This window comes from Mucilaginibacter paludis DSM 18603 (assembly GCF_000166195.2).
Taxonomy (GTDB): Bacteria; Bacteroidota; Bacteroidia; order Sphingobacteriales; family Sphingobacteriaceae; genus Mucilaginibacter; species Mucilaginibacter paludis.
Genome location: NZ_CM001403.1, coordinates 4,858,397 through 4,875,718, shown reverse-complemented (window position 1 = coordinate 4,875,718; position 17,322 = coordinate 4,858,397). Strand labels below are relative to the sequence as shown.

Genomic DNA, 17,322 nt, shown 5'->3' with positions numbered 1-17,322 from the left:
CAATTGAGCAATTTCACTTCACGATGTGGAAGGAGTGGAGTAGTAGCTTGGTGTATGCCAACCGAAACAAAATTTAGACAAACCAGCTATAGAAATTAGGTAGACACAACTTTAGTCTTTCGGGGCGTTGATCTCATCCAGCGTTAGCGGCACAAGCTTCCTGGTTTTCAGCCACGTTGTTACAACCACAATTAACGTCATGGAGCCTCCGAAAAGAACCGAAGGTATTGCACCCATATATTTAGCCGTTAAACCAGATTCAAATGCGCCAATCTCGTTAGACGAGCCTATAAACATAGAGTTTACCGCAGATACCCGGCCACGCATTTTATCGGGCGTTAATACCTGCATAATAGTGGACCGGATGAGTACGCTGATGCTATCAAAGGCACCTAAAGTAAACAGGAAGAACAGCGACCAGTAAAAACTGCGCGACAAGCCGAAACAGATAATAGAGATGCCAAAGCCCGTAACGGCTATCAAGAGGTTACGCCAAGGTTTACCCATCGGCGAATAACGCGTCATGACCAGCATGGTGAGTACCGCACCTATTGAATCGATAGAGCGCATTAAGCCAAAGCCCTCTGCCCCAACTTTTAAAATATCATTGGCAAAAATAGGCAAAACGGCAACAACTCCTCCAAACAGTACCGAGAACAGATCAAGACTTAAAGCACCCAGCATCATACGGGTTTTAAACACAAAATTAATCCCCTCGGACAGGCTATGATAAATACTTTCTTTAGGTACATATTCTGCCGGATGCCGCTTAAGTAATGATATGGCTATCAGTGCTATGGTGATAAAAACCACAACTACTACAAAAGTGGAGGTTATGCCTGCGTAAGCAAAAATAAGCCCGCCCACCATTGGCCCTATTACCGAAGCGGTTTGATAAGCAGAGCTGTTCCAGGTAGAAGAGTTAGGATAAAGCTCGCGTGGGATAATATGTGTCATCACCGAAAAAGCCGTTGGGCCGTAAAAGCCACGGGCCAACCCGATGCAAAATATCATTAGATAGATAATAATGAGTGCCAGGCTGCTGCTTACATATTGGTGCGCCTGTGGAAGTGTAACCAGCAGCATTACGGTAGAGCAAACCCACATTACCGCAAAAATTTTGATCAGTAGTTTTTTCTTTTCAGATTTATCTGCCACATATCCCCCGTATAGGGCAATCCCAATGGATGGTATGGCCTCCACCAAACCGATCATCCCGAGGGCAAAAGCGTCTTTTGTTTGCTGATAAATGTAGTATCCGATGATTACCGCCTGCATTTGGTAGGCGAACGTAAAAAAGAAACGCATGCCCAAATAAGAACGAAACTCGCTGTATCGCAATGCCGCGAAAGGGTCCTTCTTTGTGCTAACCTGTTCTCCTTCTTCCAAAATCAATTATTAATGTTTGCAAAAATACTCAACCTTAATTTATATTATGTAATAATTAGGTTAAAAATCAAACCAGGTCCGATCAATTTAACAGCTTAAATACGCTATTGAAGCCGAGCAAGACAGATTAAATTTCATGTAATCGACGGGGTGTAAATATACATAACGTTATCAGGATATTTTATCCCAGCTTAAGCCGCCATTATGGGTATGCGAAGTTTGATTTAAAATTTGATTTTCGGGTAGTTGTAGTTGAGGATCTTTCTCAAAAATTCCCTCTACGCATTTACGGGCAATCATCAGCAATTGCTGATCGGTAGCCAGATTGGCCAATTTCAAATCGAGCACGCCGCTTTGTTGCGTCCCCTCAATATTACCCGGCCCACGTAATTGCAAGTCTATCTCCGATATTTCAAAACCATTGTTGGTTTTAACCATTGTTTCTAACCTGATCTTACCATCGTGGCTCAGTTTATGGCTGCTCATCAGGATACAGTACGATTGTTCGGCCCCCCGCCCTACCCTGCCACGCAGCTGATGCAATTGCGATAAGCCGAAACGCTCCGCATTCTCGATAATCATCACAGAGGCGTTAGGTACATTTACGCCAACTTCAATCACGGTAGTAGCCACCATAATTTGCGTTTCGCCCTTTATAAAGCGCTGCATCTCAAAATCCTTATCCGAAGCCGACATTTGGCCATGTACAATACTAATACGGTATTGAGGTAACGGAAACTCGCGGGCCATTACTTCGATACCATCCGTCAAATTTTTCAGATCCAGTTTTTCACTTTCCTTAATCAAAGGATAAACCACGTAAACTTGTCGCCCCTTGTCAATTTCCCGCTTCATAAAGCCAAACATGCGCAAACGATGGCTATCGTAAAGGTGCAAAGTTTCAATAGGCTTACGTCCGGCTGGCAACTCATCTATTACGGATACGTCCAAATCCCCGTATAAGGTCATAGCAAGTGTACGGGGTATAGGCGTGGCTGTCATTACTAAAACGTGAGGCGGGATAATATTCTTTCGCCATAACTTAGCGCGCTGCTCAACGCCAAAGCGGTGCTGCTCATCAATCACAACAAAACCCAGGTTTTTAAACTGAACTTTGTCTTCAATTAAAGCGTGGGTACCAATCAAAATTTTAAGATCGCCGCTTTCAAGCTTCTGATGTAATACCTTCCGTTTTTTGGCAGAAGTTGATCCTGTTAATAAGGCAACCTCCAAAAATTCATCATCAATTAATTGCTCGATGGATTGATAATGCTGGTTGGCTAAAATTTCAGTCGGTGCCATAATGCAGGTTTGGAAACCATTATCAATGGCCAACAGCATACTCATCAACGCAACAACCGTTTTACCGCTCCCTACATCGCCCTGCAACAAACGGTTCATTTGTATACCACGCTGGGTATCCTGCCTGATCTCCTTGAGTACTCTTTTTTGTGCATTGGTTAAATCAAACGGCAATTTATTTTTATAAAACTCATTAAAATAGCTGCCTACGGTTCCAAAAATATTCCCTTTAAACTTCAGGGTATGTAACAATTTATTTTTTAGCAGCTTAAACTGGATAAAAAAAAGCTCCTCGAATTTAAGCCGGTCAACAGCTAAGTTTAAGTGAGAAGTATCCGCCGGAAAGTGAATATTCATATAGGCTTCTCTACGCCCTATTAGCCTTAGCTTTTGTAGTAAGTGTTGCGGAATACTCTCTTCAATATCTTTAGCTGTTTGTTCAAGTAAAATGGCAATAAGTTTCTGTATGCCTTTGCTATCTAACGAAAACGGTTTGAGTTTCTCTGTAGAGCTGTAAGCCGGTTGTAGTTTTAAATTGCCTTGCTTTTTTATGGCTTCGGGCGAGTATAATTCAATTTCGGGATGGGCCATTTGAGCTTTACCGTTAAACAAGCCTGGCTTACCAAATACAACATACGCTTTGCCAACTATCAGTGATTTTTCAATCCACTTAATTCCCTGAAACCAGGCAAGTTCCATCGTTCCGGTATCGTCATACACCTGGGCAATAAGCCGCTTGGTATGCTTCTCTCCTAATATTTCTTTGCTTTTGAGCCGTACAATGATCTGCACGTGGGGAAGATCTGGATTAGCTTCTCTTATCTTATAGAAACGCGTACGGTCGATATATTTATAAGGAAAATGCCGAAGCAGGTCGGCAAAGGTAAATATCCCAAGCTCCTTTTTTAAAACGTCAGCGCGTGCAACGCCTACGCCTTTAAGATATTCTATAGGAGTCTGGAATATTTGCTGGTTCATTAGGCCTTTTAGCCTCCGTAACGGAAAGCTTGTATCTCTGTGTTATCCTTTATAAGCAATAACCGATATTTCAACGTTTACATTTTTGGGCAAAACAGAAACCTGCACGGTTTCACGTGCGGGGTAATTGCCAGTAAAAAATGAGCCATATATTTCGTTCACTTTTGCAAAGGTACCCATATCTGAAAGGAAGATAGAGCTTTTAACAACATCATCAAAAGTGAAAGAAGCTTCATCTAAAATGGCCTTGATATTGTTCATCACAAGTTTAGTTTCCGTTTCAATATCATCTAAAACTAATTGATTGCTAACCGGATCAAGAGCAATCTGACCGGATACAAAAAGCATATTGCCTGCTAATATAGCCTGATTATAAGGACCTATTGGCGCAGGGGCTTTATCGGTTTTAATTATTGTTTTCATTTCTTTATAAAATATACATCAATCAATTTCCAGATGATGCCTGCCAAAAACATAATAATAGCAAGTGCATTAATAAAATGCATTACCCGTAAATTAAAGTTATCAGGCCTGTTAGGATCTTTCTTTCTGAAAAAATACATCGTTCAAATATAATAAAAAAAGAGGGTTCCAGTTTCCCGGAACCCTCTTTCAAAAATTCTATTGATTCTAATTGATCAATTATTTTTTAAATTCAACGCGACGGTTTAATACACGTCCGTCTTCAGTTGAGTTATCAGCAATTGGGTGAGTTTCACCTAAGCCTTTAACCTTGATACGTTTAGCATCAACACCAGAGTTAACTAAGTAAGTTTTTACTGAGTTAGCGCGGTCTTTAGATAATTGCAGGTTGTGAGCTGCAGTACCTTCAGATGAAGCATAACCGTTAACAGTAATTGATTTTTTACCTGTTCTTAAGTCTGCTGAAGTAGCATCTAAAATTGGGTAAGAAGAAGTTCTTAATACTGAACTATCAAATTCAAACTGGATGTTAGAATAAGGAGTTGCTACAACAGGAGCAACTTTTGCAGTAGTATCAGGAGTTGGGAATTTGATTGGGCAACCTGAACCATCAACTACAGTACCTGCAGGAGTGTTAGGGCATTTGTCAAATTGATCAGCAACACCGTCACCATCAGAATCTTTTTTCAAATCGTTAACAGCGCTTTCAACATTGTTCATACGACCTTTTAAAGCTTCAACTTCTTGACGTAATGTAGGATCGTTTAATTCGTCATACATCATAGCAACAGGGTTAACCCAGTCTAAGTTCGGTTTTGAGCTTGAACCTAAAGAGAATTCAAGACCACCGTATCCGTAAGAATATTTGTCTTTGTGAGTAACTTCATTGGTCAATTTTTGTCCATCAAAGCTGTCATTGTCAACAAAAGTTGCAGTATAACCGAAGTTTAAAGCAACACGATCGCTCAACCTGAATTTAACACCAACACCAACCGGGATGATCAATTCTTTTCCATAGTCATCACCACTTGGGCGTGTTGTTTTTAAGTCTCTGGTAGAGTTATTTGAAAGAGTAACTACCGGGTTATAAGCAAGGTAACCACCACCAGCAGAAACGAAGAAGTTAACAGCATTTTTACGACGTAAAAAATCTACAGTCGCAACGTTAGCAACACCGCTTAAAGTAGCAGCATATTGGATAGTTGTTTCGAAAGACTTGATACCTTGTTGAGCGCCAGAAGCTACGGTATTGTTGTTACCAGCAACCTTACCGCGCATAATGTCCGCTTGTAAGCCAAATGCGTGACCCAATTGTTTTCTAACCGAAATACCATAACCCAGTTCTAAAGTAGGGTCAGTGTAGTTATTAGTTCCGCCGATAGCAAGGAATGGCGAAAGAACACCTGCATTAACACCAATGTTCCATGTTCTGTACTGTGCTCTGCCGCCAAATACCTTGGCAGTAGTAGCCGTAGTCTTTGCAGTTGAATCCGGAGTTGTTTGTGCGTTAACAGCACCAACAGCAACTAAAGAAGCAAATGACAAAGCGACTGTTTTCTTTAATGTAGAATAATTCATAATTTTAAGATTAAACAATTTTAATTGTGATTTTTTTTTCAAATTTAGTTATTATGTTTGAAACGAATACCAAACTCCGTTCCAATTTTTAATAATTGTTAGACAAATATTTTTCAAAAAAGTTTGAAAAACATTCACATCATTCATTAAAATGAAATATTTACCTATTGGTTTTAATTTATTTACAAATAATAGAAAAAATTTCGTCTCACGACTTAAAAAAGACTCCTTAGCCATATTTAACTCAAGTGATGAATTTCCGAGAAGTGGCGATCAAGCTTTCACATTTAAACAAAATGCTGACTTTTTTTACCTGACAGGCGTCGATCAGGAGCAGTGTATACTGTTATTATATCCTGATTGTCCTAATCCGCTATACAAAGAAGTACTTTTTTTAAGACAAACTAATGAGCAAATTGCAGTTTGGGAAGGACACAAGTACACTAAAGAAGAAGCCAGAAAAACATCCGCAATCGACAACATTTACTGGATAGATGATTTTAATTCCATATTGCACTCTGTAATAAATTATGCAGAAAACATCTATCTTAATACAAACGAAAACGACCGGTACGTACACGGCGTGCAGTATAAAGACTTGCAATTTGTAAAAGAGCTCCGCGAGCGTTACCCACTGCACAACTACTTGCGGTCGGCACCAATTATGCGTGCTTTAAGGGTTGTAAAATCGGACATTGAAGTTGAACTTACCCAACAAGCCTGCAACATTACCAATGATGCATTTGTACGCGTTTTAAAATATGTAAAGCCCGGGGTTGCTGAATATGAAATAGAGGCTGAAATTATCCATGAATTTATCAGACAGCGTGCGAGTGGCCATGCATATAACCCGATAATCGCATCTGGCCCCAATGCTAACATCCTTCATTATAATGACAATAACCAGGTTTGTAAAGATGGCGATGTGATACTTTTTGATTTTGGTGCCGAGTATGCCAACTACAATGCTGATCTGAGCCGGTCGATACCAGTTAACGGGCGCTTTACCAAACGCCAGCGGGATGTTTATAACGCTGTATTACGTGTAATGAAAGAGGCCACCAAAATGATAGTTGCGGGTGCGATTTGGAATGAGTACCATGAGGAAGTAGGCAAAGTAATGACGGGCGAATTAATTGGCCTTGGCTTATTAGACAGACATGATGTTGAAAAACAAAACCCAGCGATGCCAGCCTATAAAAAATATTTCATGCATGGCACATCTCACCATTTGGGCCTGGATGTGCACGACTTCGCCAGCCGGTACGAGCCCTTCCAGGTAGGAAATATCTTAACATGCGAGCCCGGTATCTATATTCCGGCGGAAGGATTGGGAATAAGGCTTGAAAACGATATTCTGATCACCAGCGCTGGCAATCGGGACCTGATGGCTGCCATCCCTATCGAGGCCGACCATATTGAAGAAATTATGAATTCGTAAGTTCGTCAGCAAAACGATAGATATTAAATCCATCTGTCAGATAAGCTTCGCCAATAACCTGGCGAAGCTTATTTTTTTCAATACCCCTCATTTTGTTATACTGAATAAGATGATACACTTTTTCAGTAAGCAGGTGCAGTTTCTTTTCATCGTTATGCATCCCAGCCTTAGTTAAATGTTTTAGTATTTCGCCAATGCCAATGTTGTTGATGGCTACAGTTTTGAAAACAGGTACCTGAACCTGGTTATAATGAATGAGCTTTTGTAAATTGTTGGCGAAGCCATCGCCTGGATCACGATCTGCTTTGTTAACAATAAATACATCAGCTATTTCCATCAGCCCTGATTTGATATGCTGTATCTCATCGCCAGACTCGGGCACCAGTACCACCATCGTTACATCAGCCAGGCCTGCTATATCGATCTCCGACTGCCCAACGCCTACAGTTTCTATCATAATATAGTCAAAGCCGTAGGCCTTAAACACGTCGGTCATTTCCATCGCTTTCACGCTCAGTCCGCCAACCCAGCCGCGTGTGGCTACCGAACGGATAAAAACATCGGGATGATTAAAATGAGAGGTCATCCGTATCCTGTCGCCCAACAAAGATCCGTGGTTAAAAGGCGATGTGGGATCAACTGCCAAAACGGCAATTCTTTTGCCTTCGGTTAGCAGTTGGCTTATCAACGCATTTACCAAGGTACTTTTACCTGCGCCGGGCGGCCCCGTTAACCCAATTACCGGGATGCTATCATTTAGATTTAAGCTTTTTAAATACTCAAGTCCGCCCGGTAAATCATTTTCAACCAGGGTTAAATGCCTTGCGAGCGCCTTAAAATCTATTTGGTGTAAATCCGACATATCAATTTGCTATTAAAAGCAAGCTAATTTAGGGGCTTATTTATACTTAGTTTAGAAAATTTGCATAAATTAATTGTTATTTGTTGCAGGCGAAATACAAACGAGATCCGTTTGTTTACACCTTATATATATAGTATAGCTTAAAAATGAAAGTTGCAGGTTTTACATTTATCAGAAACGCGGTAAAAAACGACTATCCCGTTGTTGAAGCAATTACTTCCATATTGCCTTTATGTGATGAGTTTATTGTAGCGCTTGGCAATTGTAATGACGGTACGCGGGAATTAATCGAGGGCATTGCATCGTCTAAAATTAAAATTATACATACAACCTGGGATGAAACCAAACGCGAGGGAGGTACTGTATTTGCCGAAGAAACTGATAAAGCCTTTAAAGCTATAGCAACCGATGCCGACTGGGCCTTTTACATTCAGGGTGACGAATGCGTCCATGAAAAATATCTGCCGCTGATTCAAAAAGAAATGGAAGATAACCTGGATAACGAACAAATTGAGGGCTTGCTATTTAAATATCTTCATTTTTACGGCTCCTATGATTACTACAGCTATTCGCGCAGATGGTACAGGCGCGAGATTAGGATTGTTAGAAACAATAAGGCCGTACACTCGTACCGGGATGCACAGGGATTTAGATGGGACGGACGAAAATTGAATGTTAAATTGATTGATGCCTATATATATCACTATGGATGGGTAAAGCCACCAAAGGGTATTGTTAATAAGATGCATAATTTTAATCAATTTTATCACGGCGACCAGGCAATACCCGTTCAGGAAGAGCAAGAGATACACGATTTTGAATACGGCAACGCCGATAAACTGATCCCCTTTGCAGGCACCCATCCCGCCGTACTGCAAAAACGTATTTCGGCTTCTAACTGGAAGTTAAACCTCAACAAGGTTAAAATAAAGATGTCGGTCAGGCGCAGGCTGCTTCAGCAGATAGAAATGATAACCGGATGGCGCATCGGCGAGTATAAAAATTATAAAATAATTAAGTAGGCATTAGTGAAGGTTATCAAAAATCAGCATATCCTGATCAGCCGGGTTGACGCCATTGGCGATGTGGTACTCACTTTGCCTATGTGTGGCTATCTTAAAAGCATTTATCCCGCTGTTACCATTTCGTTTTTGGGCAAAACCTATACGGGCCCGGTAATTAACACGTGCGGTGCGGTTGATCATTTTATTAATTACGACGAACTGAAGGTATTGCCCCAAAAAAAACAGGAAGACTTTTTACGATCAAAACATATCGATATCATTATTCATGTTTATCCGCAAAAACAAATTGCATTGTTAGCAAAACGTGCTGGTATCAAAAACAGGATAGCAACCACCAACAGGGTTTACCATTGGTTTACATGCAACAAATTAGTTAAATTAAGTCGAAAAAATTCCGACTTACACGAAGCGCAGTTGAATATAGTATTGTTGAGGCCATTAGGTATCAACCATATTCCCACAATTAGTCAACTACCAAACTTTTACAATTTCAGTTCAGCAACTCCCCTGCCGGCTGGGCTGGCCACCTTACTAACTAAAGATCGCTTCAACCTCATTTTACACCCAAAATCAAACGGGAGCGGAAGGGAATGGAGCCTTGATCGGTTTGCAGAATTAATAAACCTATTACCTCCCGCTGATTTTAACATTTTCATTTCCGGCTCGGATAAAGAACAGGCTTTGCTTAAAGATTGGATTGATACCCTACCCCGTAATGTTATCGACATCACCGGAAAACTTACTCTGGAGCAATTGATCAGTTTTATTACACAGGCGGACGGGCTGGTTGCATCGGGCACAGGGCCTTTGCATATAGCGGCAGCGGCTGGCATAAATACGTTGGGCTTATTTCCTGGTGTAAGGCCTATACATGCCGGGCGATGGGGACCGATAGGCAAGCGGGCGGAATATATTGATAGCGGCAGCGACAATTTAAACGATATTGCCGCTAACACTGCCTACAATAGAGTAAAAAATTGGCAGATTTTATATAACCTATAAAAAATACCGCTTTCCGTTTGTAATATTAAGCATAGACACAGGATGACTAATAAGTGTGTTTTTATAAAAACATTATTATTTATTCAAAATAATAACTATATTTATAAAAATAACATTCTTAATATTACTATGAAAACGAAAACCTTATTATCAATTGGAATTTGCTTTTTGAGCTTATGCCTTAGTTTACCCAGTTGCAAAGTCGAACAGATCAAACCAATTCAGGTCGATCCGGTGGACGGCGGTGGTGGTGGTGGTGGCGGAACACCATCACCACCACCCTATGTTGAGCCCACTGAAATAACAAATTTACGAACCTATTTTGCAAATACGGCAGGAGTTAGCGTTAGCCAAGTTTATTATGATTCTAATAGTGACATTTTTGGACGTTCGGGCACTACGGATGTTTTAAGTCACGCAGAACTCGCTAATTATTATTATTACTACAACCTTAACAATGCCAATTAATACAAATACTTCATTATGAAACTTAAAATATTCATTTTTCTAATAGGTGTAATTTTAACTATACCATGCTATGCTATTATATCGATAAATCGTATGGAAATAGACAAAAGTAATTTATCATCCTCAGATATTGTTATTGTTCCTTCCAATGGTGTGATACATTTGCAATTTACCGTTTATTTTCAACGTGTCTTAGGCCCGGCAAACCTATCTATAAATTTTATTATTGGATCGTATAATACAAGTACCGGTCAACAACATAAGGCAGCCGGCCCTTTCTCAATTAGTGACGCTGATTTCAAAGACTCAAATACAACATTTGGGATGAAGAGTTTTGCAATTGATATTAACAACTCAGATTTGACCTACAATAATGTTGTTTTAATTTACGACCCTTTTGGCTATACAAATTTCAGTGTCAGGGCGGACAGGTTATACAATACTCCAGCCAATAGTTCCCCTCCGGTTATCTATAATCCACCATCGAATGTACATCCAACTGTAAAATTTATAAATGCCAGAAGGGATCCTGACGACTTCTTTTATTCTGCTTACGGCGTAAATCCTGCAATGATTTATGTTAGTCATACACCAATTTTAACCGCCAATCAAGCGATTTACTCAGAAAATGGAGCTTATAAACTAATCCTACAGGGCGATGGAAATCTCGTTATATATAGAACCTCAGATAATTATACAATGTGGAGCACTGATACAAACGGTAGTGGAGCTCAATATCTGTATTTTCAAGATGATGCCAATTTAGTATTAACAAAAACTACAGACTTACATAGTTCTGTTTGGTCATCAAATATTTATACAGTTTCACAACCTAACCAATCCCTTGCTACTAATTCAAAATATGTTCTACAAAATGATGGTAACTTGGTAATGCTTATTGATTATTATTATTATTATTATTATCAATTTAGTCCTCCCTCTCGACCCGGGATTGAATATTTAGTTTTAGGATCAACTGGCTCATCTAACGATCGCAGCATACATTATGGGATAATTAACTAAATGTAAACAAAGAATGCCTTAGTTAAAAAATTAAGGCATTCTTTATTTAAGCCACCTAACAATTACCTCATACACCATCTTTACCGAGATGCTCGACAGATCGTCCGAATCACTCTCAATATGTTCTGCTTTTTTCCCTAAGGGCGCCCATCTTAGTGCATTTATCGATTTACTGACAGGGAACAAGCCCAAAGCATGTATGCCCGATGCCGCAGCAATATGTAACGGCCCGGTTCCAGATGCCAGCAAACCATCGGCCTTATAAATAAAGGTCATAAACTGCGACAGCGTCATTTTCCCACTTAGGTTAATAACCTCCGGAGGCAATTTCTTCACCCAATCGTTAAGTATCTCCGCCTCTTTAGGTGAGCCAGATATGATGATATTAAACTTATCGAGTGGAAGTTGATTAATCAGTTCGGCGTATTTATCCATTTCCCATTCGCGCCCATGCCCGTTGCTCATGGTATGTACTATCAGGTTAAACTTACCAGGCAACAAATGAGCTGATAATTCGGTAGAGAGTTCTGCAGCAGGCTTATAAAAATCTTTATAATAGCTGGCCAATGTGCCTATGGTAGGGATATGGGTAAAACCCAATGGCTGTAAAAACAAAAACATTTGCTGCGCCTCGTGCAAATGCGAGTTGCCGCGGCTAAGCCTGATTAACTTGTTGCAATAAATAAAATGGCTGTTATTACTGGTATTGCCTATCCGGATAGGTATGCCTGCACGCTTGGCTAATTTGGCAATTTTACTTTTATTAAAGGTATGTAGTATAACATCTATCTTCCGCTCCCTTATATTTTCTACTTGCTCGTTTTCGGTTAGCTGGTCCAATATATCGTAATCGATAAAATGATCAATTGCCGGGCAGGCTTCAACAATTGCCCTGGTATAATTGCGTGCCAAAAAGCTGATGGTAATATCTGGATATAACAATTTCAGATAAATACAAAGGGGCAGCGTTAAAATCACATCGCCGATGTTATCAATGCGGTTAATTAAAAAATGGTTAATGTTTCGATTGTTGATGACAGCCATTAATTTGTTTATATATATAATATCTACTTAGTACCTCTTAATCGTTCTTTAAACAAACGAAACATATAACGTAGCCATATCTTTAGGCCAAAATTCTGACGAATTAAATTTGACTTATTACTCGCAAATAACTCATCCTCCCCCCCAGACGACGCGCCGTTATGGTTAAAATTGGCGATGACATAGTCCCTATATATAAAAGCAATGCTTTGGTCACGCCAGCAGCGCATGTTCAATTCATAGTCGGCCGATATGCTGTATCGGGTATCGTAACGGTAGGTTTTAAAAATGGATGCCGAATAAATTATAGCCTGATGGAATACCCCGGCCTTGGCCTGATAGTATTCATTCACAAAACCAGATTTTTTTTTTCCGTTTGACATCACATTAGCATAGTATAGTGCTCCGGGGCGCTTCAATTCTAAAGCCATTTCCGAAAATTCATCCCTTAGCTCATCATCAGCTCCCATAAAGTATACCCATTGGCCGCTAATATGGTTTAACCCCTTATTCATAGCATCATAAATACCCTCGTCGGGTTCGCTTTTCCAATAAGCAAGTTTGCTGGTATTATCTTTCAGTAGTTCAAGGGTACCGTCTGTACTCCCGCCATCTATCACAACAACTTCAATATTGGGATATTTTTGTGCGTAAATACTATCTAAACCAGCTTGCAGTGTTTTAACGGCGTTGTAGGTGACTATGATGATAGAAATTTTGGGCGCTTTAGGTTGTGACATTTTATAGAACAATTATAACAATCAAAATCCGTTATTTACACTAACCGAGATAAAGATCGTAAGATTGCAAAAATCACAATTAAAGCAGACATTTACAAAGAACTATTTTCGACAACCAAAACCCGATAAATGTTGGATAAAAAAGAAGCACCTTCACTGGTATCTATCATCATTGTAACCTATAACGCGGCCCAATTTTTACAAAATTGCTTAAACAGCATCTATAAACAAACCTATCCGGCTATTGAGATTGTGGTACTTGATGGTGGCAGTACCGATGGCTCTGTTGATATTATTAAAGCCAATGATAACAAAATAGCTTTTTGGAAAAGTGAACCCGATGAGGGCATTTACGATGCCATGAATAAAGCACTTGAATATATTAAAGGCGATTGGGTTTACTTTTTAGGGGCCGATGACATAGTTCTGGAAGGCTTTTCGGCACTCGCGTATGATCTCGAAGATAGCAATGCCATATACTATGGTAGCGTTATTTTACGAGGGAATAAATATTACGGTAAAGCGTCAAAATATCAGTTAGCTAAGAGTACGCTTTGTCACCAAGCTATGATTTATCCGGCACGAGTATTTAAAAAGTACAGATTTAATACACGTTACCAAATCTCGGCAGACTTTGAACTGAACATGCGTTGCTGGCGCGATAAATCCCTCAGGTTTGAATTTAGAGATCACACCGTAGCTAACTTTAACCATACCGGTGCATCCTCAAAAAAAGACCCCATATTTGAAAAAGAAAAAGCCGCCTTAATTTTAAAAAATTTCGGTTTTATTACCTGGCTTCGCTTCAGAATCAAAAAAATAAAACAAAGCACTTACAAAAAACCTAAAGAAACAGAAGATTGAAAATATTATTTGATCATCAAAAGTTTTCGATGCAAAAGTATGGCGGTATTTCGCGGTATATTGCCAATTTAAACCGGGGCTTAAATACAAAGCCCGGTATAAGCAGCAGCATTGCGGCTTTATATTCCGAAAACGAGTATGTTAAAGATAAACCCTTTATTTTAAACAACAGTTTAGGTAAAAAACTTTTAGGCGGCAAATACCACAAAACTTACAAATGGAACCGCAGATTTAGTCGCTGGAGCGTACGCCTGGGCCAATACGATATCTTCCATCCCACGTACTACGATACCGACTTTCTAAAAGACATTAAAAAGCCCTTTGTAGTTACCGTACATGATATGGTGTACGAATTATTCCCGGATAATTTCTCAGACGCAACCGAAGTTATTGCCCAAAAGAAAGCCATCATCACCAAGGCCGATGCCATCATCGCTATTTCCGAATATACAAGAAGAGATATCCTACGCATATTCCCGCAGCTGGAAAGTAAGATCCATGTAGTTCATCATGGCTACGTATTAGGCACCCAACAAGCCGATACAGGCTTACAGCACATAGAAATGTTTATCCTTTTTGTTGGGCAGCGCTGGCACTATAAAAATTTCGAGGGCTTTGTTAAAGCAATAAGCCCGCTTTTGCAGCAAAATCATGATTTGTACCTGGTTTGTGCGGGCGGCAGCGCTTTTACGCCCGAAGAACAGGTAGTCCTTGAGCAATTAAACATCCTCAACCAGTGTGTCCAAATTGGTGCATCCGATGCCGAACTAAAGCAACTTTATCAAAAAGCGGTGCTTTTTGCCTACCCATCCCAACAGGAAGGTTTTGGCTTGCCTATACTGGAGGCTTTTGCAAATAACTGCCCAATAGTATGCAGCAACAATACCAGCATGCCCGAAGTAGCGGGCAATGCCGCCGAATATTTCGACCCGTTCGACGCATCCTCCATATTATCAGCCGTAAGCAAGGTATTAAACGATGCCGCTTATCGCGAACAATTACGAACTAATGGCCGGCAACGCTTAAAACTGTTCAGTTTTGAGGCTTGTGTTACCAATACCATTAAGGTATACCGGTCGTTATTGTGATATCCTAATCATGTAATGGTTTGCTTGCAGAAAAAAATATTCATTACTTATACTTAAATTTGCCAGCTTTAATTTTTTAAATGAAAACATACTTCCGGTTACTATCATTCGCAAGGCCAATTGAAAAATTTGCAATACCCTATGTTATCTTTACCATTTTCTCTGTTATATTCAGCACGCTTAACTTTGTACTTTTAGCACCACTGCTTAAAGTAATTTTCAATGTCGAAAAGGCAAATCCAAAACTGTTAAGGCCTGATAATTGGTTTGACGTTTTGGCCATGTTTAATTATTATGCAAACAAAGCCAATTTAATGTATGGCCCCGAGACGACACTGAAATTTGTTTGCCTCGTTATTGTGGTTTCTGTTTTGTTAGGAAACCTTTTCCGCTATCTATCACAGCGCATAATGGAAAACATGCGCATACACACATTGCTTAACCTGCGCAAATCTGTTTTCGATAACGTAATGCACTTGCACATGGGTTATTTTAGTAACGAGCGAAAAGGCGACATCATATCAAAAGTAACATCGGACGTGCAGGTGGTACAGTTCTCGGTCACTGGTACGCTACAGGTGGTGTTTAAGGAGCCATTACAGCTTCTAGCCTTCTTGTTCATGCTCTTCAGCATATCCTATAAGTTAACGCTTTTTTCGATGCTGGTTATTCCGGTATCGGCATTTGTCATTTCGCGGATAGTGAAAAGATTAAAACAACAAGCTATTGAATCGCAAAAAGCATACTCGAACCTGATAAGCTACCTGGATGAGGCACTCACCGGTATTAGAATAATTAAAGCATTTAACGCTGTTGAATTTATAAAAGACAAGTTTAATAACGAGAACGCGCGCTACTCAAGAATAGTGAGATCAATGGCTAAGCGCCAGCAGATGGCATCGCCGGTATCGGAGTTTTTAGGTGTTACCATGATATCTACCTTGGTTTTATACGGTGGTTCGTTAGTAATATCACATCACTCAGAGTTAAAAGCCGAAGATTTTATTGCTTACATTATTTTATTTTCGCAGGTAATGCGCCCGGCTAAAGCCATTTCGGATTCATTCAGCAACATTCATTCGGGCATAGCAGCGGGCGAACGGGTACTTGAACTGATAGATACTAAGCCGCAAATATTTGACCTGCCAAACGCTGTACCGGTCGATGGTTTTAAAAACGAGATCAGGTTTGAGAACGTATCCTTTGCTTACAACGAAAAACCGGTGCTTAAAAATGTGAATATAATTGTTCCAAAAGGCAAAAAGGTGGCATTAGTTGGCCCCTCAGGTGGTGGCAAATCAACAATGATGGATCTGATCCCACGTTTTATTGAGCCACAAACCGGCAACATATTTATCGACGGGCAAAACATCAAAACCTTTACCACCGATTCGGTACGTGCCTTAATGGGTGTAGTAAACCAAGAATCCATCTTATTTAACGATACCATTTATAATAACATAGCCTTTGCCAAACCCTACGCAACAATGGAAGAGGTAGAGGCCGCCGCCAAAATAGCCAATGCCCACGAGTTTATACTGGCTGCCGAAAACGGTTACCAAACCAACATAGGCGACAGGGGCTCTAAATTATCCGGCGGACAAAAGCAGCGCATCTGTATAGCGCGGGCGGTATTGAGCAACCCACCTATCATGTTACTGGACGAAGCCACATCGGCGCTGGATACCGAATCAGAAAAATTAGTTCAGGAAGCATTGAATAACCTGATGCAGAACCGCACATCGTTAATTATAGCACACAGGCTAAGCACGATCCAAAATGCCGATGTCATTATCGTTTTAGAGGACGGCAAAGTTGTAGAACAAGGCTCACACGCTGATCTGATCAACAACAACGGTGTTTACAAAAGACTGATAGATATGCAATCGTTTGCAACCGAATAAGGCATTTATATATAATTCACGCTTATTACTGATGCGTTAAGTACTACATTGAATAAAATAGCGATATTCTTTAAAAGTTCAATGATTTTATTTGCTTTCGGCAACATACCAAATCAAACCAAAAAATAAAAAAAGTCATATAAATCTAATTACCAGCAACTTAATTTGTTTTTGAAAAAATTAACGCATCA

At 40.0% G+C, this 17,322-nt stretch carries 16 protein-coding genes; 8 read left to right on the top strand and 8 right to left on the bottom strand.

Annotation, left to right across the window (positions count from 1 at the left end):
* Positions 1-111: 111 nt before the first annotated feature.
* From MUCPA_RS20585 to MUCPA_RS20570, 5 genes are all read right to left on the bottom strand, one after another.
* A complete protein-coding gene (locus tag MUCPA_RS20585; protein WP_008509021.1) occupies positions 112-1,389 on the bottom strand; it encodes an MFS transporter in 1,278 nt (425 codons plus the stop codon).
* A 171-nt stretch (positions 1,390-1,560) separates the two neighbouring features.
* Positions 1,561-3,669, bottom strand: a complete 2,109-nt coding sequence (gene recG / locus MUCPA_RS20580; protein ID WP_008509020.1) for an ATP-dependent DNA helicase RecG — start codon at positions 3,667-3,669, stop codon at positions 1,561-1,563.
* 42 nt (positions 3,670-3,711) lie between these two features.
* Entirely contained in the window at positions 3,712-4,092 is a 381-nt protein-coding gene (locus tag MUCPA_RS20575) for a RidA family protein (RefSeq protein WP_008509019.1), read from the bottom strand.
* Positions 4,089-4,232 (bottom strand): DUF6728 family protein, encoded by a 144-nt coding sequence (locus MUCPA_RS38685; protein WP_008509018.1) that lies wholly within the window; start codon positions 4,230-4,232, stop codon positions 4,089-4,091. The genes MUCPA_RS20575 and MUCPA_RS38685 overlap by 4 nt, the downstream gene beginning before the upstream one ends.
* 79 nt (positions 4,233-4,311) lie before the next feature.
* Complete coding sequence (locus MUCPA_RS20570; protein ID WP_008509017.1) at positions 4,312-5,670, bottom strand: OmpA family protein; 1,359 nt, start codon at positions 5,668-5,670, stop codon at positions 4,312-4,314.
* 151 nt (positions 5,671-5,821) lie between these two features.
* Between MUCPA_RS20570 and MUCPA_RS20565 the strand changes: the two genes are divergently transcribed.
* Positions 5,822-7,111 carry an aminopeptidase P N-terminal domain-containing protein gene (locus MUCPA_RS20565; RefSeq protein WP_008509016.1) on the top strand — a complete coding sequence of 430 codons (1,290 nt, stop codon included), beginning with the start codon at positions 5,822-5,824 and terminating at the stop codon, positions 7,109-7,111.
* On the opposite strand, the gene meaB is transcribed toward MUCPA_RS20565, so the two are convergent.
* Positions 7,098-7,973, bottom strand: a complete 876-nt coding sequence (meaB, locus tag MUCPA_RS20560; protein WP_008509015.1) for a methylmalonyl Co-A mutase-associated GTPase MeaB — start codon at positions 7,971-7,973, stop codon at positions 7,098-7,100. The two genes, MUCPA_RS20565 and meaB, sit on opposite strands and share 14 nt — an antisense overlap.
* A 146-nt stretch (positions 7,974-8,119) precedes the next feature.
* Here meaB and MUCPA_RS20555 point away from each other — a divergent pair, with 146 nt between their 5' ends.
* From MUCPA_RS20555 to MUCPA_RS20540, 4 genes are all read left to right on the top strand, one after another.
* The gene (locus tag MUCPA_RS20555) at positions 8,120-8,995 is read left to right on the top strand and encodes a glycosyl transferase (RefSeq protein ID WP_008509014.1); all 876 of its coding nucleotides are present in this window, start codon (positions 8,120-8,122) and stop codon (positions 8,993-8,995) included.
* A 6-nt stretch (positions 8,996-9,001) separates the two neighbouring features.
* Positions 9,002-10,000 carry a glycosyltransferase family 9 protein gene (locus MUCPA_RS20550; RefSeq protein WP_008509013.1) on the top strand — a complete coding sequence of 333 codons (999 nt, stop codon included), beginning with the start codon at positions 9,002-9,004 and terminating at the stop codon, positions 9,998-10,000.
* A gap of 129 nt (positions 10,001-10,129) precedes the next feature.
* Positions 10,130-10,468, top strand: a complete 339-nt coding sequence (locus tag MUCPA_RS20545) for a hypothetical protein (RefSeq protein WP_157543954.1) — start codon at positions 10,130-10,132, stop codon at positions 10,466-10,468.
* Between the two features lie 93 nt (positions 10,469-10,561).
* Complete coding sequence (locus tag MUCPA_RS20540) at positions 10,562-11,491, top strand: hypothetical protein (protein WP_040626202.1); 930 nt, start codon at positions 10,562-10,564, stop codon at positions 11,489-11,491.
* Between the two features lie 42 nt (positions 11,492-11,533).
* Here the strand turns inward: MUCPA_RS20540 and MUCPA_RS20535 are convergent, their stop codons facing one another.
* The gene (locus tag MUCPA_RS20535) at positions 11,534-12,535 is read right to left on the bottom strand and encodes a glycosyltransferase family 9 protein (RefSeq protein ID WP_008509010.1); all 1,002 of its coding nucleotides are present in this window, start codon (positions 12,533-12,535) and stop codon (positions 11,534-11,536) included.
* A gap of 23 nt (positions 12,536-12,558) precedes the next feature.
* Positions 12,559-13,275, bottom strand: a complete 717-nt coding sequence (locus tag MUCPA_RS20530; RefSeq protein ID WP_008509009.1) for a glycosyltransferase family 2 protein — start codon at positions 13,273-13,275, stop codon at positions 12,559-12,561.
* Between the two features lie 129 nt (positions 13,276-13,404).
* Here MUCPA_RS20530 and MUCPA_RS20525 point away from each other — a divergent pair, with 129 nt between their 5' ends.
* The 3 genes from MUCPA_RS20525 to MUCPA_RS20515 all read left to right on the top strand — a co-directional run bounded on the left by MUCPA_RS20525 (position 13,405) and on the right by MUCPA_RS20515 (position 17,131).
* Positions 13,405-14,139 carry a glycosyltransferase family 2 protein gene (locus MUCPA_RS20525; RefSeq protein ID WP_008509008.1) on the top strand — a complete coding sequence of 245 codons (735 nt, stop codon included), beginning with the start codon at positions 13,405-13,407 and terminating at the stop codon, positions 14,137-14,139.
* On the top strand, positions 14,136-15,227 hold the full coding sequence (locus tag MUCPA_RS20520; protein ID WP_008509007.1) for a glycosyltransferase family 4 protein: 1,092 nt from the start codon (positions 14,136-14,138) through the stop codon (positions 15,225-15,227). The genes MUCPA_RS20525 and MUCPA_RS20520 overlap by 4 nt, the downstream gene beginning before the upstream one ends.
* 80 nt (positions 15,228-15,307) lie before the next feature.
* A complete protein-coding gene (locus MUCPA_RS20515; protein WP_008509006.1) occupies positions 15,308-17,131 on the top strand; it encodes an ABC transporter ATP-binding protein in 1,824 nt (607 codons plus the stop codon).
* The last annotated feature ends 191 nt before the right edge of the window (positions 17,132-17,322 follow it).